Source organism: Deinococcus gobiensis I-0, from assembly GCF_000252445.1.
In the GTDB taxonomy this organism is placed as follows: Bacteria; Deinococcota; Deinococci; order Deinococcales; family Deinococcaceae; genus Deinococcus; species Deinococcus gobiensis.
The window spans coordinates 1-17,491 of sequence record NC_017791.1; the positions used below are offsets into that span (position 1 = coordinate 1).

23 protein-coding genes and 1 pseudogene are annotated in these 17,491 nt (G+C 66.0%); 21 read left to right on the top strand and 3 right to left on the bottom strand.

The annotated features are described in order from the left end of the window. Position 1: 1 nt before the first annotated feature. Both DGO_RS23415 and DGO_RS16910 read right to left on the bottom strand, forming a co-directional pair. Positions 2–923 (bottom strand): annotated as a pseudogene (locus DGO_RS23415) (IS4 family transposase); the annotation flags it as partial. Positions 924–1,022: 99 nt separating this feature from the next. Further along, entirely contained in the window at positions 1,023–1,934 is a 912-nt protein-coding gene (locus DGO_RS16910; RefSeq protein ID WP_014686368.1) for a LysR family transcriptional regulator, read from the bottom strand. Positions 1,935–2,014: 80 nt separating this feature from the next. Between DGO_RS16910 and DGO_RS16915 the strand changes: the two genes are divergently transcribed. The 19 genes from DGO_RS16915 to DGO_RS17005 all read left to right on the top strand — a co-directional run bounded on the left by DGO_RS16915 (position 2,015) and on the right by DGO_RS17005 (position 15,540). Beyond that, positions 2,015–2,830, top strand: a complete 816-nt coding sequence (locus tag DGO_RS16915) for an inositol monophosphatase family protein (protein ID WP_014686369.1) — start codon at positions 2,015–2,017, stop codon at positions 2,828–2,830. After that, on the top strand, positions 2,830–3,507 hold the full coding sequence (locus DGO_RS16920) for an NADPH-dependent F420 reductase (RefSeq protein ID WP_014686370.1): 678 nt from the start codon (positions 2,830–2,832) through the stop codon (positions 3,505–3,507). Before DGO_RS16915 ends, DGO_RS16920 begins: the two co-directional genes overlap by 1 nt. Before the next feature lie 211 nt (positions 3,508–3,718). Continuing rightward, entirely contained in the window at positions 3,719–4,117 is a 399-nt protein-coding gene (locus tag DGO_RS16925) for a helix-turn-helix domain-containing protein (RefSeq protein WP_014686371.1), read from the top strand. Then, a complete protein-coding gene (locus DGO_RS16930; RefSeq protein WP_014686372.1) occupies positions 4,118–4,687 on the top strand; it encodes a PIN domain-containing protein in 570 nt (189 codons plus the stop codon). A gap of 122 nt (positions 4,688–4,809) precedes the next feature. After that, the gene (locus tag DGO_RS16935; RefSeq protein WP_083847398.1) at positions 4,810–5,883 is read left to right on the top strand and encodes an IS4 family transposase; all 1,074 of its coding nucleotides are present in this window, start codon (positions 4,810–4,812) and stop codon (positions 5,881–5,883) included. A 129-nt stretch (positions 5,884–6,012) separates the two neighbouring features. Then, a complete protein-coding gene (locus DGO_RS16940; RefSeq protein ID WP_014686374.1) occupies positions 6,013–6,516 on the top strand; it encodes a hypothetical protein in 504 nt (167 codons plus the stop codon). Positions 6,517–6,563: 47 nt separating this feature from the next. Next, positions 6,564–7,097, top strand: coding sequence for a hypothetical protein (locus DGO_RS16945; protein WP_014686375.1), 534 nt, complete (start codon positions 6,564–6,566; stop codon positions 7,095–7,097). Between the two features lie 35 nt (positions 7,098–7,132). Next, a complete protein-coding gene (locus tag DGO_RS16950) occupies positions 7,133–8,503 on the top strand; it encodes a PRTRC system protein E (RefSeq protein ID WP_145975461.1) in 1,371 nt (456 codons plus the stop codon). Positions 8,504–8,541: 38 nt separating this feature from the next. Beyond that, positions 8,542–8,799 (top strand): PRTRC system protein C, encoded by a 258-nt coding sequence (locus tag DGO_RS16955; protein ID WP_014686377.1) that lies wholly within the window; start codon positions 8,542–8,544, stop codon positions 8,797–8,799. A 381-nt stretch (positions 8,800–9,180) separates the two neighbouring features. After that, on the top strand, positions 9,181–10,044 hold the full coding sequence (locus DGO_RS21850) for a hypothetical protein (RefSeq protein ID WP_145975462.1): 864 nt from the start codon (positions 9,181–9,183) through the stop codon (positions 10,042–10,044). 151 nt (positions 10,045–10,195) lie between these two features. Next, positions 10,196–10,810: a PRTRC system protein B gene (locus tag DGO_RS16970; protein ID WP_264371061.1), complete on the top strand. Its 615-nt coding sequence runs from the start codon at positions 10,196–10,198 to the stop codon at positions 10,808–10,810. Positions 10,811–10,844: 34 nt separating this feature from the next. Then, positions 10,845–11,174: a hypothetical protein gene (locus DGO_RS16975; RefSeq protein ID WP_014686380.1), complete on the top strand. Its 330-nt coding sequence runs from the start codon at positions 10,845–10,847 to the stop codon at positions 11,172–11,174. Between the two features lie 104 nt (positions 11,175–11,278). Then, entirely contained in the window at positions 11,279–12,922 is a 1,644-nt protein-coding gene (locus DGO_RS16980; protein WP_043804494.1) for a UvrD-helicase domain-containing protein, read from the top strand. Positions 12,923–13,025: 103 nt separating this feature from the next. Further along, entirely contained in the window at positions 13,026–13,811 is a 786-nt protein-coding gene (locus DGO_RS16985) for a hypothetical protein (RefSeq protein ID WP_014686382.1), read from the top strand. Further along, positions 13,808–13,954, top strand: coding sequence for a hypothetical protein (locus DGO_RS23895; RefSeq protein WP_014686383.1), 147 nt, complete (start codon positions 13,808–13,810; stop codon positions 13,952–13,954). The genes DGO_RS16985 and DGO_RS23895 overlap by 4 nt, the downstream gene beginning before the upstream one ends. Before the next feature lie 93 nt (positions 13,955–14,047). Continuing rightward, positions 14,048–14,485, top strand: coding sequence for a hypothetical protein (locus DGO_RS16990; RefSeq protein WP_420810588.1), 438 nt, complete (start codon positions 14,048–14,050; stop codon positions 14,483–14,485). Beyond that, a complete protein-coding gene (locus DGO_RS16995) occupies positions 14,463–14,864 on the top strand; it encodes a hypothetical protein (protein WP_014686385.1) in 402 nt (133 codons plus the stop codon). Before DGO_RS16990 ends, DGO_RS16995 begins: the two co-directional genes overlap by 23 nt. A 10-nt stretch (positions 14,865–14,874) precedes the next feature. Beyond that, positions 14,875–15,129, top strand: coding sequence for a hypothetical protein (locus tag DGO_RS17000; RefSeq protein WP_014686386.1), 255 nt, complete (start codon positions 14,875–14,877; stop codon positions 15,127–15,129). 30 nt (positions 15,130–15,159) lie between these two features. Then, positions 15,160–15,540, top strand: coding sequence for an HU family DNA-binding protein (locus DGO_RS17005; protein ID WP_014686387.1), 381 nt, complete (start codon positions 15,160–15,162; stop codon positions 15,538–15,540). A gap of 52 nt (positions 15,541–15,592) precedes the next feature. Here DGO_RS17005 and nucS read toward each other — a convergent pair whose 3' ends face one another. Next, positions 15,593–16,366, bottom strand: a complete 774-nt coding sequence (gene nucS, locus DGO_RS17010) for an endonuclease NucS (RefSeq protein ID WP_043804500.1) — start codon at positions 16,364–16,366, stop codon at positions 15,593–15,595. An 89-nt stretch (positions 16,367–16,455) separates the two neighbouring features. On the opposite strand from nucS, the gene DGO_RS17015 reads away from it, so the two are divergent. Both DGO_RS17015 and DGO_RS17020 read left to right on the top strand, forming a co-directional pair. Further along, positions 16,456–17,256 (top strand): PRTRC system ThiF family protein, encoded by an 801-nt coding sequence (locus tag DGO_RS17015; protein ID WP_014686389.1) that lies wholly within the window; start codon positions 16,456–16,458, stop codon positions 17,254–17,256. Further along, positions 17,253–17,480 (top strand): hypothetical protein, encoded by a 228-nt coding sequence (locus DGO_RS17020; RefSeq protein ID WP_014686390.1) that lies wholly within the window; start codon positions 17,253–17,255, stop codon positions 17,478–17,480. The genes DGO_RS17015 and DGO_RS17020 overlap by 4 nt, the downstream gene beginning before the upstream one ends. Positions 17,481–17,491: the final 11 nt, after the last annotated feature.

The window sequence follows — 17,491 nt, forward strand, 5'->3', positions numbered from 1 at the left end:
GTGCCACGACCTCACCCGTCACGCACGCCCAGATGAAAGCGACGCTGACGACCGTCAGGAGCGAAGACACTCGTTCGGGGCGCGTCAGACCCGTATCTTCCAGGTTGAACCCTCTGGTTTTCAACGCGGCGTGCAGATTTTCTGTTTGCCAGCGCAGGGCATACCGGCGCATGTTCGGCAGGGCGTGCCCCCGATAGGCCAGGTACAGCATGTCACCGGCGGCGTTTTTCGTGGCCGCCACCCGCAGATTCACACCATAGATGCGGGTCTGGCGATGCCAGACCCTGACTTCACCTACCTGAAGGTTCTTGAAGACCGCCCAGACCGGCATGCCGTGCGCGCCGATCGTGGCGCGAGCTGGGAGACGAATGCAGGGTGCAACCCCGTGCTGGTCGAGGAATCGAAACCAGTGCTGCCCAATGAATTCACGGTCCGCGAGCAGGCACCGGATCTCCCGATCTGGGCAGAGCTTCAGGAAGCGCTCCACGAGCGCTTCCCGGACACAGGAACGACTGGCCCCACCGTGCACCGTGCGGGAGCAGGGTCCACATCAGCGGCAAACTGAACCCGTTCCACACGGCAGAGAGCAGGAGAATATTGACGTCCTGCTGTCCAAGTTTCCAGTTGGTGCGGTCGAGAATGAGGTCGACTGGGCCGGGCGGGAGAAAGGACAAGGCGAATCGGGGGAACAGTGCCTCAGGAAACGGGAACTGGACGAACCGGCAGAGCCGCTGATATCGAGTCGTCAACGACCCTGGGAGAGCGACGTGCGTCTTCAAGCTGTACAAGACGACGGTCCGCGCCTGAATGACCGCCAGGATCAGTGCCGTGAAGACGACGAGGCGGCGAGCGTCCACAGGGAAAGCAGACCGCCTTGCGGTCTGCAAAGTATCGTGAGGTGGTCGGCTCCTCAGGGTTTTCATCGCAGAAATACCGTACAGGAGCCGACTTTCTGCTGCCTACTGTGCGTTTTGAAGGGTAGTCAGAAGGCTGATACATCGTTTCCCGCTTACAAGATCCGGCTAGCTCAAGATCTGTCGTACGACACCGCGCACCTCATCTCTGAACCAGAGGCTCGCGGCATCTCCATCTGTCCGCATATGCCAAGTCATCATCACCGGCACGGGCTCAACGCGTACAGGGACTGGACGCCTCTCCAGTCCTAAGGCGCTCAGTGTCGCTCCCATCATCTTCGAGGGCACACTGATGAGCAGCTCACTTTGGGCGGCAAGCTGTGCAGCGACCGCTGCGACCGGGACAGCCACGACGACTTCGCGGGTCAGTCCCTGCTCCGCAAGTGCAACATCCACCGGGCCATGCAGACGACCTCGACGCGAGACACTGACGTGTTGTGCCGCCGCAAACCGCTCCGCTGTCAGTTCCCCTGTCAGCAACGGATGCTGCGCCCGTAACGCCACAGTCAGGTGGTCGTGCCCGACCACTTCCGTCACCAGATCCGGTGCCGGTGGAGGAGCTGCGCCCAGCATGAGATCGGTCTCGCCGCGACGCAGATCCTGCACTTCTTCATCCCCACGCCCCTGGGTCTCACTCAGCAAGCGCAATTGCACCCTCGGTGCTTGCCGCGTGACTTTGCTGACCACGTGTGGCACCAGTGCATCCAGTAAGGCGTCATGCCCACGCAGCGTGAAGGCGCGCTGGAGCGTCGCGAGATTGAGGGCCTCTGGGGGCTGGAGGAGTGCCCGTGCCTGGAGCACCGTGGCATGCACCTGTTCCCGGATGCTCAGGGCATAGGGCGTCGGTGTCATGAACCGGCCGCTGCGAACCAGGATGGCGTCCCCGGTCACCCGCCGGATCCGCCCCAGCGTACGGCTCATCGCCGGTTCAGACAGGTTCAGCCGGAAGGCCGCGCCGCCGACACTGCCCTCTTCTAAGAGCACATCTAACGCCCTCAACAGATTCAGATCGAGTTGCATTCAAGTAAAGATACTTCTGCGTGAGTTGCATTTGTAGTTAAGTTCTAGGGAGCGTAGGGTCGGTGTCAGGAGGTTCTTCCATGACGACTCAACCCAATCAACTGCTCCTTGACCCTGTGGTGCACGCCTTGCGCGAAGCGGGTACGGTGCTCCGCTCCCGCTTCGATCCCCATCGCCGCCCTCCTACCACCCTGGAGGACGTCGTCCGGGCCATCGACGCCAATGACGCTGCTGTTCTGGAGGTCCTGCGCCCCCGCCTGGAAGCTCTTCGCCCCCAGGCCCATTGGGCAGAGGACGAATTGGAAAGCGGGGCCCTGCCAGACGGAGAGTGGTGGGTGGTGGACCCGGCCGAAGGCAACATCAACCACGTGCAGGGCCTGACCGAGTGGGGGGTCACCGCCACGCTGATCCGTGACAACCAGCCCGTCCTGACCGCCGCCTATCTCCCCCTGCAAGAGCAGCTCTTCACGGCGGTTCAGGGAGGCGGCGCCTTCCTGAACGGAACGCCGCTGCAGGTGTCGGACAAGCGGGAGTTGCAGGCCGCCATCGTCGGCACTGGACAGGCCCGACCCGGGGAAGACCCGCGTGACCTGTACCGCTTAGGTCTCTCCGTCCCAGCCGTGATGGAACGCGCCCTGGTCGTGCGCGTGTCAGTCCCCGCCACCCTCCCGCTGCTGGAAGTCGCGTCCGGACATCTGGACGCATTCTGGCAGTTCAGCGGTGTGCGCAGCGGGCTGGTGTCCGGGGCACTCCTGGTCCAGGAGGCGGGCGGTCAGGTCACGGACGTGCTCGGGCAGCCTTGGACGGTGCAGAGTTCGACCTTCGTGGCCAGCACGCCCGGGATTCACACGGCACTGGTCGACGTGCTGTCGCCCCTCGAGGGGGCGGGGGCGTGATGTCGGGCACCTCCCTCACCGTCAGTATCCTGGGCACCGGTCGCGTCGGCATTCATCTCGCGACAGCGCTTCTTCAGCAGGGCCATAAGGTCATCCTGGGCAGCCGCTCCCCTGAAGAGGCCACCGCTCGCTGGACGGGCCCCACCATGCCGATTCTTTCCCTGGCAGCAGCGGCAAGCGCGGCTCCGCTCGTCGTGAATGCCCTACCCGGCGAGCAGGCCTTGACCGTACTCAGCGGTCTGGAAACCGCGCTCGCTGGCCGGGTCCTGCTGGATGTGGCCAATGCCACGACCCGCACGGAGGGGGGTCTGACCTTGCTCTATCCTGGGAGCAGTCTGGCCGAGCGGCTTCAACTGGCGCTGCCAGAGACGCGGGTGGTGAAGTCGCTCAATACCATGATGTACCGCGTCATGACCGATCCACAGGGACAGGCTATGCCGCCGACCGTGTTCCTTGCAGGGAACGATGATGGGGCCAAGCAGGCTGTCCGGGAATTGCTGGGGGCCCTGGGGTGGCCGCCGGAGTGGCAACTGGACTTGGGGGATGTCACCGCCGCGCGCGGTACGGAAGCGCTCTTCTTGGTGGTGCCGTCTCTGGTGCAAATCTTGGGGTTTGTCCCGTTCAGTGTGAGCGTGACGCAGGCCAAGACGTCTGGGCTCGAGCCGATGAATTCCTAGTAAAGCCCACCGCCTCCGTGCCCCTTGCGATAACGCTCGTTTCCGCAAGGGATGTAGGGGCGTGAGCTGGACGCACAGTTTGAGTCGCGCAAACCTGTTGCTTTAGCCGCACGATTGGCAAGATGTTTGCGCAAGCACCTGTCGGGACATCGCCCCTCTTCCTCACTTTCTGTTTCACTTATTTCACTTAGCCTCTCTCCAGGAGGTCAAGATGACGTTGCAACTCAAACAGGTCGTCCAGCAGGAAGATCTTCGTCTCGTCCAGGACGCCCTGACCCAGCTGGAACAGGGCGAGCGGACCGTGACGCTCCCCTCCGTCCTTACGCCCTTCCTCAGCGATCTTCTCCGGCATATCCAGCAGGGCGAAGCGCTGACGGTCGTCACGACGGAGCAGGAACTCACGACCAATGAGGCGGCCACGCTCCTGGGAGTCAGCCGACCCTTCCTCATCCATAACCTGCTCGACGCCGGCCTGCTCCCCTTCCATCGGGTCGGCAGTCATCGCCGGATTTCCGCAGGGGACCTCCTGGCGTACCGTGAGGAACAGCAGCGGCGCTACGCCTTACTCGACGAGCTGGCCCAAGAGGCTCAGGACCTGGACCTCTACTGAATGCAGGCCAACCCCATCGTCCTCTGTGATGCCAACGTCCTCTATGGCCAATGGCTCCGCGACCTGGTGATGTGGCTGGGCACGGTCGCGTTGGTGCGCCCGCGCTGGACCGAACGGATCGAGCAGGAGTGGCTGGGCAACCTCCTTGAGCACCGCCCGGATCTGGACGCTGCGCGCGTGCAGCGCACGGCCCAGCTCATGAATCAAGTTCTCCCGGAAGCCAAGGTTCCCACCCCACATGACGCGCCGCTGCTGACCCTGCCTGATCCGGATGACGTCCATGTGCTTCAAGCGGCGCTCGCTGCGGAGGCAACCTATCTGCTCACTTTCAACCTGGCGGACTTCCCAGAAGACGTCTGCCGGCGTGTGGGGATCGAGGTCCTCCACCCGGACACCTTCCTGGTCCAGTTGCACCAGGCACAGCCGGAGATGGTGCAGCAGACCCTCGTCCGCCTCCAGCGGCAAAAGGTTCGGCCCCCGCTGTCCTGGCAGGAGCTCGCTCAAGCTTTCGGGCGTGCTGGTCTCGCGCAGTTCAGCCGCCTATTGCTCGACCATCCGCCCGACACCTGAACCTCCTCTCGCGGTCTGGCAACGCCTTTGTGCAAGCATCGGCCATGCTCATCGGCTATGCCCGCGTCCTGACTACCCTTCAAAACGCACAGTAGGCAGCAGAAAGTCGGCTCCTGTACGGTATTTCTGCGAAGAAAACCCTGAGGAGCCGACCACCTCACGATACTTTGCAGACCGCAAGGCGGTCTGCTTTCCCTGTGGACGCTCGCCGCCTCGTCGTCTTCACGGCACTGATCCTGGCGGTCATTCAGGCGCGGACCGTCGTCTTGTACAGCTTGAAGACGCACGTCGCTCTCCCAGGGTCGTTGACGACTCGATATCAGCGGCTCTGCCGGTTCGTCCAGTTCCCGTTTCCTGAGGCACTGTTCCCCCGATTCGCCTTGTCCTTTCTCCCGCCCGGCCCAGTCGACCTCATTCTCGACCGCACCAACTGGAAACTTGGACAGCAGGACGTCAATATTCTCCTGCTCTCTGCCGTGTGGAACGGGTTCAGTTTGCCGCTGATGTGGACCCTGCTCCCGCACGGTGGGGCCAGTCGTTCCTGTGTCCGGGAAGCGCTCGTGGAGCGCTTCCTGAAGCTCTGCCCAGATCGGGAGATCCGGTGCCTGCTCGCGGACCGTGAATTCATTGGGCAGCACTGGTTTCGATTCCTCGACCAGCACGGGGTTGCACCCTGCATTCGTCTCCCAGCTCGCGCCACGATCGGCGCGCACGGCATGCCGGTCTGGGCGGTCTTCAAGAACCTTCAGGTAGGTGAAGTCAGGGTCTGGCATCGCCAGACCCGCATCTATGGTGTGAATCTGCGGGTGGCGGCCACGAAAAACGCCGCCGGTGACATGCTGTACCTGGCCTATCGGGGGCACGCCCTGCCGAACATGCGCCGGTATGCCCTGCGCTGGCAAACAGAAAATCTGCACGCCGCGTTGAAAACCAGAGGGTTCAACCTGGAAGATACGGGTCTGACGCGCCCCGAACGAGTGTCTTCGCTCCTGACGGTCGTCAGCGTCGCTTTCATCTGGGCGTGCGTGACGGGTGAGGTCGTGGCACATCAAACGGTCACCGCAGTAAAGAAACACGGACACCGCACGGTGTCCGTGTTTCGACTCGGGCTTGATCATCTCCAGGATCTTCTGCTGCATCCGTCCGGCGCATCCTGGCGCACCTTGAGCACACTCATGCCCCGTTTTGAACGGTAGTCAGCTCTGGGACTCCTCACGGGCCTGGACCGCCTGCGTTTCGCCCAGGCACTGCACCGCAGTGGCATCACCTCCCCAGACCTGAAGGTGGCCGTTCTGCGGTGTATTCCTGCAGATTCGAGAGGGACAGTGCCGCGTGATCTCACGTTCGGCTGGCGGGTCGCTCTTTACGGCGACCAGGCCACGGCGCACACCATCATGGATCATCTCCTCTTCCACGAGACGGTGACGGTGGCACCCCTGACGCCCGATCTAGGCTTTGCCCGGCCGCTGCGGCAGGTCCCCGAGGCTGTTCCCATGAACGTATGGGGGAGGGGAGAGGGGCCCACCGCGCTGAAGTGCGTGGACCTCCCGCGGGGCCTGTTCGCGCTCGGGCAGGTTCGCCTGCGCGAGGCCGTGTTCTATCTCCAGGACAGCGCGCGACTGCTCGGAGAGATCCAGCAGGAGCGCCCGGACTTCACGCCGCCCATGCGGGGGCTGTGGGCGCTGCATCACGAACTCGGGCAGATCCGGCGGGCCCTCTGGCGGGTCAGGGTGGGGTGCGCCCGACCAGAGGACCGGCAACTGGCCCAGACGCTCACGGTGCCGCCCCTGAATCCTGCGGACCTGGAAGAGGACGAGTTGCCGTTCTGAGGGGCGTGGTGGAGGTCTGGCCCCCTTCGGGGGGCCAGGGGTCGCGCATGGAAGACTTGTTGACAGCCCTGCGGGCACTGGACCAGGCCAATGCGACGCTGAACCAGCTGGCGCTTACCCCTGCGAGCACGCTGGAGGAGACCGTCCATGCCCACATGACGAGCATCCTGCGGGCGGAGCACGTGCGCCTGGCCCTCCTGCCCTTCACCCCCGCCCAAGCGCTGCTCGATGAGCCCTCGTTCCGTGAGGTGGTCGCGGAGACGCTCACGCATGCCGCGAGGTGGCACGACGGCGCGGTCTGCCGTTACGAGTTCAGGGCAGCAGCCGACGGCTTGAGCTTAAATCTGGTACCGGAAACCCCATCCAACCCCCTGGGTGAGCACGCCTGGGGCTTCGGGGTGCTGGACGCTAGCTTTGTCGCCGACGAGGCCGCCCTGAGTGGGTACTACGTCCAGTACCTGCACACCATGGCCTGTGTCTGTACGCCGCTGCGGCGCTGTGGGCAGTGCGGCCTCCCGGTGTTCCCGCCTGCACCGGAGGTCCCCCTGCGGTGTGGGGCGTGTACGCCCTGCCGGGTCTGAAGCTCTGGCCCCCTGACGGGGGCCACGCCACCATCATGACGACCTTCAAAGCTTCAGCCCCTCAGCCCTCCCCCCTCCATGCACCTGTGCTCCAGGAGGACCGTGACACGGCCCGCCAGATGTTCGCGGATGTCAAAGGCACCGAGCACGAACAGCCCTTCCGCGATATCTACAACAAGCACCCGAACAAGCTCGACAACCATGGCGCCTTTCAGGCGTTCATGGAAGAGGCGCGTGAACTGTTCGTCGCTCATCATCTCGCCCTCCCCGGCACCGACGACACGCTGGCCGTGATGCCCTCGGCGCAGACCCCCGAACCGGCCGTGCCCGAGACGCACACGCCGGAAGAGGCGCACGGGGGCACGGCCGGGGGCGATCCCCTCGCGGAGCCGGAGGAGGCCACAGTGCTGGCGGAACAGCAGGGAGAGGGGTCGCCCGAAGAAGCGGAGGACGCCCCTGAAGTCCGTGGCGGGGAGGGGGCTGATCCCGAACTGGCCGATGAGCACGAGGCGAGTGTCGACGCGCCGAACGAGGAAGCGGCCGAGACGGACGACGACGATGCCGGGAGCGAGGACGCGGATGAAGTGGCATCTCCGCCTTCGGGGCTGGCCGCCCATACCGCGAATGCACCCGTGCCGGCGACCAGCAGCGGTCTGCTCGCCCAGCTCGCGGGGATGCTCGCGGACGGCGGGCAGCTGACCCTGCAACTCATGCGGGTGGGCGATCAGCTCACGGTCGGCATCCTCCCGAAGCCCCATCCCGGCGAACAGGGCCCGCAGGCCCTTATCGTGACCAACACGCCGGAGTGGCTCGACCACCATCTGGTGGAGGCAATGCAGCCATACGCGCAGGCGCGTCAGGATGCTTTCTCGGTCTGTGCAGCCGCCGCTACCCGACAGCAGGCCGCGAATAAGAAGGCGGCCGCCGCTCCGGCCTCGAAGACGCCCACGCCTCCCAGCAAGCCGGGTCCGAAGACCTTCAAGCTCACGCTCACGGCGGAGGAGGGCACCACGCTGACCGCCAAGCAGGACGGCAAAGACGTCCCAATCTCGCTCGGCGAGAACACGATCAAGCAGGGCAACCTGGAAGTCGTCGCCACCCACGACGTGTTCGGGGAGACGAAGAAAACCTTCGCCATGTGGGCGGACAAGACCCACGACCTGCGCGAACAGCAGGGTGGCCGCGTGACGGTCAAGGTCACCCCCGACACGGCTGCCCTCACGGCGGTGCAGGGGGAGCGGCGCATCCCCTTCCACGAGGCGACCCTCCTGCCTGCCGGTTCCTGGACCATCGAGGCGGAGGCGGCCGAGCACGACATGGCCACGCAGAAGATCCTCGTCAAGGCGGGGAAGCCCCAGGACGTCGAGCTGACCCTGAAGCTCCGCGACATGACGCTCCTCTTCTGAAGCAGGTGTGGCCCCCGGATCGGGGGCCACGTTCGCGTATGAGCGACACGATCCCCCCCGCCTCGGCCCACACCCTCCAGCCCCAGGACACCGCCCGCCCGATGAAGCGTGTGTTCAAGTTCGACGGCAAGGTCCTGGACGATCCCAACCCGAAGAGCACTCCCGAGCAGGTCAAGACCTTCTACGCCCCCACCTATCCGGAACTACTGAACGCGGGCATCGGCTCCCCGGTCACCGATCTCCAGGCGGGCACGATCACCATCGAGTTCATCAAGTCGTTCGGCCGCAAGGGCTGAACATCTGGCCCCATCGCGTCGGCGGTGGGGCAGTCCCGAGGTCCTCATGTCCCCCAAGGAGCCCACATGCCCCGCACCCAGCCCCAACCCACGCCCGCTGACCCGCCCCGGCGCGCATCGCGAACCCCTCGTCATCGCCACATTGCCCCAGGATCTGCGCCTTCCCCACCTCCAGGCGACCCTGCGGACCTCGGGAGCCCAGGCGATGCAGGAACCCGTCCTCATTCCGCTCCTGCTTTAGCCCTGCCCACCCTGACGGCCATCCGGCCCCTGCTCTATACCCAGGACGTCGAGACCTATGAGGAACAACATCAGGGCAGGCTCCAGGCGCAGAGCCTCTATGCCTCCCTGATTCGCACCCTCCTGGGCAGCCTGTCCCCCATGCCCATCTCCCCAGACGACGATCTCGTGGAGCGGCTGCACCAGGCCCTTGAGGAGCTGAGCCCGATGGCTGATTGGGGCGTTGAGGTCCAACCCGGTGAACACGGGGGCTTCGAATTTCGCATCGAGGCCCATCCTGGGTCGTACGCCAATCTCAGTCGACTGCATGGCGTTCTTCAGCGCCTGGATGACCGCGTCCTGCCCGGCATCTTGCATGCCATCGAGCGGCTCTCGTACGGCGTTGCGCCTTCCGTTGGTCCCCACGGGGCCGAGGGCTACGCTGAGTATTGGTGGAGTCTCGACCGACTCTCGGAGTGCGAACTGCCCGAGCGCTTTGAGAAGGACTACGACTTCACGACTCGCCAGACGCTGGTCCTGGCCCGACGTCTGGGCCTGTCGCACCAGTGGCAGGTTCGGGACATGACGCCCTGGCCGTACTTCCGATATGCCCTGGATACGGGCGGCACGATTGATCTCCTCGAAGCCCTGGGGGCATCGCCCAGGGCGGACCGGATGCGACCAGTACTCCTGCAAGTGGCCGACCTCCTGCGGGAGTGTCAGACACTCCGGGCACAGCTGCCGGTGATGACCGACCAGGAGGACGAGCAGTGCAGCAGCCTCCTTCCGGCCTACGCGGTATACGGCGTCGTGCCGGGCGCGCAGTGTGCGGTATACGAGGTCATGAACGAGTTTCTGCAGTCCTACATGGAAGGGGGAGAGCATGAACCCTGCATGGTGCTGCACGTGGACGAGCGGCCGGAGACGCACGCGCGCCTCGTGCAGTACCTGCGGACCGCGCCGCAGCTGCTTCAGGTGCTCGACCGTCTACGGCAGGTCCTCGTGGAGGCGGAAGCGCAGTGTTGAAGGTCTGGCCCCTCTCCAGCGGAGAGGGGGCCAGGGTGCAGGTATGTCTTATGACCTCACGGCGCTCAATGCCGCCGCTCGGCCTGCACCTTTACGCCCGTTGCGTCCGACCCTGGCCGTCCTGATCTATGGCGAGGGTCCGCGGGCCCAATTGCTGAAACATCCAGTTCATGATCAGGACGAGGGGTACACGTTGGGTGCCGGCGCAGCGCTGAGCACCCGGGACCGCGATGGGCTGGTGAACTACGTGTGTGGCCATGGGCTGCGCTGGTCGAGTCCGCACACCCTGGCGACGGGCGCGAACGCCATGTGCTGGTGGCGACCGCCGGGCGTGCAGCCCCTCCTGTTCGAGGCGAAATACAAAGCGGTCGAGAGCATCGCGCGGCTCAGTGGGCGGCCGGTGCCTCATCCAGGGCTGGTGTTCTATGCGCAGCCGGGGAGCCTGTCCGTCTTCGCGGTGCGGGGGGCTGAGCGCCCGACCTCAGAGACGCCCCTGATGCACGCGCCGTTCTGGAATATGTTCAATACGGGTCAGATGTGCCAGGGGACGGTCGCCTACCCGCAGGAGATCACGGCCGCCACGCAGGACGCCTGGGAGGCGGTGTTCTTCAGCTCGCACTTCACGGGCGCCAGCCGGACGGACAAGTATATGGAGTGGGGCAGCAGCTATCAGGAGTTGCTGGAGCACGCCCTGAAGTTGGGGGTGTTCCCGGACGAGGTCCTGATGCCGACCAAGCGGACGCTGGCCCAGTACCTGGGCGGTTGAGATCTGGCCCCGGATCTGGGGCCACTTCCTGCATATGCCGACGCCCTCCCCATCCAATCCCCTGGGCTTGTTCCCCGACAAGGTGGCCCTCACGCTCAATAGCGCGGTCGCGGGTCGCCGCCGCTGTTGTGTGCTCCTCCCGGGTCTGGATGTCTTCCTGACCCCGTACCGAGGTCGCGTGCGCCTGGAAGCCGAGCGGCCCGGCATGCTCGACCCCCAGCCCCGGGACTTCCTGCCTGTCCTGCGGCACCTCTGGCGTCTGGGCTACCGCTGGCGACGGGTGTACCCCCGCCGCCGTCCTCGCACCCACATCGTGCTGGAAGTGGATCACGCCCACTTCCGGGCGCGTCGAGCGATGAAGTAAGGCCTCACCTGTGGGCTGGAGGTCACCCCAAGCGCACGTACGGTGCCCCCATGACGACCGACACTTCAGCTCTGGCCCCCGTCCCCGGGGGCCATCCCGAAGGTATGACGCTCCTCTTCGACGATCTCGAACCCGCCCAGCGCGGCAAGAAGATGACCATCCGTGCCAAGCGCACGCCCAGCCACTACCAACAAGCGGTACTCGACGACATCAGCGCGGGCGTGCAGGCCGTCCTGGTCTCCGCGACGGCAGGCAGTGGGAAGACCAGCCTGTTGGAGATGATCGCCACGCACCTCAAAGGGCAGGCCCTGCTGCCCAAAGGCGCGAAGGTCGGCTTCCTGAGCTACAACCAGCACATCGCCAAGGCCCTCCGGCAGGTCATTCCCCCAGAGTTTGACGTGCGCACCGTCAACAGCCTGGGCGACCAGATCATCCGCCTGAACCTGGCCGGGACGAAGTTCGAGCCGGAGAAGTACCGCCAGATCGTCCAGGGCGTCGTGGACGGGGCGGGGATCGCCTCACCCGCCGCCCGGCGTGAATTGCGGGAACGCCTCACGAGCACGGTCGAACTGCACGTGGGCCATGACCTGGGACTGAGACCTGACTTCGCCCAGTGGGTCGAGGTGATGCTGGAGGTCGACGCGCCGATCATGGGGGCCGAGGACGCGCTGTACCGGTTCACGTCCAAGGTGTTACGCGAAGGCCTGGTGGCGTTGCGTGACGCCCACGTGCGCAGCTTTCTCGATCAGGTCCTCGCGCCGAGTGTCTTCGGCTGGACGCTCCCACAGCCCTACGACTTTCTGCTCGTCGATGAGTTGCAAGACCTCTCCAGAGGCCAGCTGAATCTCATGCAGGCGGCCACCTCCACGCACAGCCGGGTCGTGGGCGTCGGCGACCGCCACCAGTCCCTGTACGCCTTCAACGGCGCGGACACCCAGAGCCTGCCGCGCTTCACGGCCCTATTTGGCGCCGTCGAGCGGCCCCTGTCGATCACCTACCGCTGCCCCAGGAAGCATGTGGCGCTCGCCCGCCACTACACGGATGCCATCGAGGCGGCCCCGCAGGCGCAGGAAGGCCTTCTGGAGGACCTGAGCAGCGAGCAGTTCGTGGACCTCGTGCGGCCGGGCGATCTCGTGTTGTGCCGGACGAACGCGCCGCTCGTCGAGTGGTGTTACCGCCTGATCGCCGAGCGCAAGCCGGCGATGGTGCGCGGGCGGGACCTGGCCAAGACCCTGGTGGCCTTCGCCCGTGACGCGGCCACCTTCAATGGCACGAAACCCTGCCGGGAGAAACTGCAGGACCGCCTGCCAGTCAATACCCCCGCGTTCCTCGCGCAACTCAATGCCTACGCGGAGGTCCTGGCGCAGAAGTACACGCGGGAGGCCGAGCGGGACGGCAAAGAGCCCGACATGCGGATCGCCGCCCTCGCCGACCGGATTCAGGCCGTGCTGCTGGTCTTGGAGAAGTCCGGCGCGCAGACCCTGAACGACCTGGTTGAGGCGATTCGGCTGTTGTGCGCGGGGGACCCGGAGCGGTCCATCGTCCTGACGACGGTGCACGGCGCGAAAGGGCTGGAAGCCAAGCGGGTGTTCATCGTGGAGCCGGACCTGTTGCCGCACCCGAAGGCCACGTCCGCGCAGGCGCAGGAGACGGAACGCTGCGTGCAGTTCGTGGCGTTCACCCGGGCGAAGGAGGCGCTGTACTTCGTGGACCCGTCCGAGAGCCGGCTGCCGCTCGCGCAGGGGTAAGGTTTTCGCGCGTCACCCCAAGCGCACCTACGGTGAAGGTATGCCGACTGCACCTGCCTCCTCGCTCAGGTCTGGCCCCGAGGGACGGGGCCACGCCGCCCCCATGATCACGTCCTTTCGTTTCCTGACCCCGGCGCAGGCCGAGCAGCTCCTCACGCGCATCGAGGCGGTGGGTGGGGAGGCCACCACCCAGCAACTGGCCTCCTGCCTGGGTCTGAGCCTGCCCCACCTGCGCCCGATGCTGGGAGAGCTGGTCGACCGGGGCGTGCTGCGGCGCGTTCAAGCGCTGGGGCAGGACCGCGCCCGGTATGCCCCAGGGGCAGGGCCGATCAACCCGGTGCTCGTGCGGGAGGCCTTGCGGGCGCCCTTACTCCAGGCGTTGACCAGGGGGCCGGCGATCCTCTCGGCACTGGCCGCGCGCCTGGAGGCGAGCGCGGAGGAGATCGAAGCGACTGGCTTGACGCTGGCCGCGGAGGGGGAGGTCACGGTGAGCTTCGTGGGGGCGCTGACGATCCTGCGGCGGAGCACGACGCCGCTGCCGCTGGCATCCTCATCGCGTCAGAAGTTATGGTTTGAGTCCCCACCCGTGTCTCTCTTCGAGTGGCAGGAAGCGACGCCGCCCCGGTTCATGCCTCCCACAGCCCAGCCCCCTGTGCGTGCGGAAGCCTTATCTGTGCCTGAGTGTGCCCCCGAGGTCGCTCCGTTGCCGTCTCCTGCCCGTCCACGGCCCTACGTCACCCTGGAGCTGGAGCGGGAACTGCGTCGGCTGCTCCCCCCGGCGATGAGGTACAAGCCTGGAGAGACGGCGCGTGTCGCGGCCCACTTCAGCCTGAGTGTCGCCCAGGTGTGCCGAGCGCTCGCCCGCGTCCCCAAGGAGGGACCTGCATGACCACCCTGCATGAACTCCTCGCGCCGCTGGCCCTCCTCACGCACGCCGCGTCACCCGAGCAGCAGGCCCGTCTGAGCCGGGGCGTCCTCGCCGACCTCATGGGCCGCCCCGCGCCCCTGAGTGCCCAGCGGGACCCCGTGTAGCCGGATCTCCTGAAGTGCCTGCCCGCCTGCCCGTCACGGGGCGTAGAGCGGCCCTGGATGGATGGGTATGAGGAACCGTTCCTGCAGGTGTTGATGCCAGCGGCGGGCCTGGAGGTGGAGGAATCGCAGTTCCTGAGACTCCAAGCCGAGTGGGGCGCGGAGGAAACGCTCCTCGGCTGGACGGTGCTGCACGAGGACCAGCTCTGCCTGGCGATCAGGCCGCAGGCGTACCGCGAAGCGGGGGAGGCGGTGCCGGAGTTTCTGATGGCCTTTCAGGGGTTGTGCCGGCTGGCGTGCCCCCCGGAGGACGCACAGAAGGTGTGCCAGGCGTGGCCCTCGCCGATGCTTCTGGCGGCCGTCACAGTGGCCTACGAGAAGCGATCTGCCCTGACGCGATCCCCCTGGCTGTACGTGATGGGCATCCTGCACCACTGGGAACGGTCGCAGGCGAATTGGACGCGGCAACTGGAGGCGAGTTCTGGCCCCCTGGAGGGGCCAGGCATCGCGCATGAAGAAGTTCCAGCTGCTTAAGCTTCCGCCGGATCTGCTGCCCGCCTTGCTCGAACCCCTGGTGATCAATCCAGGACCGGGCCATCCGCCGTCGTTCACCTGTCGGCACTGTGCGGCAACCTGGGAGGACGTGAATCAGGAGAGGCACGAGCGGGACTGTGTCGTCGGACGTGCGAAGCAGGCGATGCGTCTCGCCGAGCAGCCCGCCCTGGCGCCCGTGTACCGGCATCAGCGCTTCCCTGGCCACAGTGCCCGGGTGCTGTACTGGGGCGAGGGACTCCCCGGGAAACAGATCGTGCTGCTCCAGGAGCGGCAAGGAGACGATCCCACGTGTACGCTCACGCAGATGTCTGAGGACACCTTCCTTGGCACGTACCTCGTCACGCTGACTGGCCCATAATCGGCACGGCATGCACCTGGCGACCTGGACCACGACCCAACTGATCAAGCAGCTGGCCGACTTCTATGCGGCCGACCAGCGGGACGAGGTGCGCCTGCCACGCTTACGCCGCGCGCTCGGGGACTATTTGGGGTGCCATCCGGAAGTGCTGGAGCAGGTATGGGCGGCCTGGGAAACGGAATTGGCGCTGACCGGCCAGCCGGTGGGGAAGATCGGATACTGGCTGGCGGTGGGTTTTCCGGAGCCGCGACCTGAAGATTCCTGAAACTTGCGTTTGGGACGGGGAAGTCTCAGGATGCCGGGTATGACGAAAAAGTCGACGAAGGCCGCGCCCAAGGCCGCACCGAAAGCCACCCCCAAGGCTACCCCTGCGCCGGTGGCCGCCGCGCCGGTGGAACGGAACAAGCTCGCGAAAACGCAACTGGCGGACCTGATCGCCGAGAAGTCCGGCCTGACGCGCAAGCAGAGTAGCGAGATGTTCGATGCGACGGTCGAAATCATTCTCGACGCGCTCAAGAGTGGGAAAGTGGTCGGGCTGCCGGGTCTGGGCACCTTGAGTGTCAAGGAGACGGCGGCGCGCACGGGCGTCCGCCCAGGGACGAGCGAGAAGATTCAGATCCCCGCTGGCAAGAAGGTCGCCTTCAAGGTCGCGGTGACCCTCAAAGACGCGCTGTAAGCGCACGGGAACAGAGAAGAGGGAGGCCATTCGAGCCTCCCTCTTCTCTTGTTCAGTCGAAGAGCGAGGGTTGCGCGGACGCGCTTCCTACGGGTGCCGTGGCACTCGGCAATGCCGAAACTTCTCGGAACTCCAGGCCTCGGCTCTCCAACTCCAGCCGCGCCGGCGTCGTGATGGACGGTGCGGCCAGGATGCCCCGCACCACTGCCCGCTTCCCCAACTTCTGCTCCACCGACCGCACATACCGCGCGAGCTGCGACACCGCATGTTGCGTGGCCCGGCCGCGCTTCAATTCCACCACCACATACCGCCCCTGCGCGTCCTGGGCGTACAGGTCGATGCCACCCGACTCGACCATCAGCTCCCGGTTCAGCACCCGCAAGCCCGGCTCGATCAACTCCGGGTGCTCCGCCAAGGTCTGCTGCATCTGTGCCTCTGACCCCTGGAGTACAAAGCCTCCGGCCTGTGCCAGCTCCAGCGCGAGGGCCATCTGGGGCTCCAGGAAGACCACCTGCACCAGTTCCTCCGGGCTGCGCCGCGAGGCCAGCAGCATGCAGACATCCTCATCCACCCGCGCGGTGATGCTATCCGTCTTCGGCTGCCAGTTCATCGGCTTGATGCCCGTCGGATGATGAATCTGGAGACTCCCGTCCTGCTTGATGAGCACCAGATACGTCCCCACGTCGGCGGTACTCGCTGCCCGGCCTTGATAGGTCACCTCCGCGAGCCCGGCCACCTGCACCAGGCAGTCCCGTGAGCGCGTGTAGCGGTTGAGGAACGCCGCGAGGTCGGCTGGGGCAGGGGAGAGCAGCTGGTCACGGATCACGCCCCCGTCATACCGCGTTCCCCTGCGCGCCGCCGTGGTGCGTTCCGCAGTTCTGGCCCCACCGCGGGCGGCGGGGCCAGGACGCGCCTATGCACCGCATCACCTTCGATCCCTACAAGCGCATCGAGATCACCCTGATCGGCGTCGGCGGCACCGGCAGCCTCCTGCTGACCCATCTCCTCCGCGTGGACGTGGCGATCCGCCAACTCGGGGGCGCAGGCCTGCACATCCGCGCCTTCGATCCGGACGTCGTGAGCGTCACGAACCTCACCCGCCAGAACTTCGCGCCGGCCGACGTCGGCCGGTACAAGGTCATCGCCCTCATCGAGCGCTGCAACCTGTACGCCGGGCGGGCGTGGGAGGCCTTCCCCCGCCGGGCTGAGCCCGCCGACTTCGCCCAGGGCAACCACGTCGTGATCAGCTGCGTCGATTCCGGCAAGAGTCGCCGGGAGATCTACGAGGCCATGCAGGGCCGGCACGTGCACTACTGGCTGGACTGCGGGAACGAGCGGGACACTGGACAGGTGGTGCTCGGGCAGTTGCGTGGGGGTCCGGAACGCCTGCTGCACATCCTCGACCGGGACGCGACGCGCATGCAGGGGCGCGAGGTCAACACGCCCAGCTGCTCGGCCGCCGAAGCGCTGACCCGGCAGAGCCTGTTCATCAACCCGCACATTGCCCTGGAAGCGGCCGAACTCATCGGGAAGCTCATCCTGCACGGGGAGACGAAGCACGGTGCCGTGTTCGTGAACCTGACGGGCACGGTGCGCAATGTCGCGCTCGAGGTGCCCGAGACCAAGCCCAGTAAGAAGAAGAAGGAGCGTCCCTTGCTGCCCCTCCGGAAGCCTAGAACGCCCCGCGCCGCGCGCGCCCGCCCGGTGGGGGAATGAGTCCGCGCACCCCCACGCCCGCCCCGACCCCTGAGTTCACCCTGGAGGACCTCACCACATGGCTGCATACCCAGCGACCGCCCGCACCTCGCACGTCTCCCATCCTCGCCGCGCTGGCCGAACTTCACCTGGGCGACCTCCTGGCCCAGGAGATCAAGTGTCTGCGGCCGGGCACCTCGGTCCTGCCCCCGACCCTGGTGCTGGTGCCCCCCCTGCTCCTCTGAGCGTCCCCCAG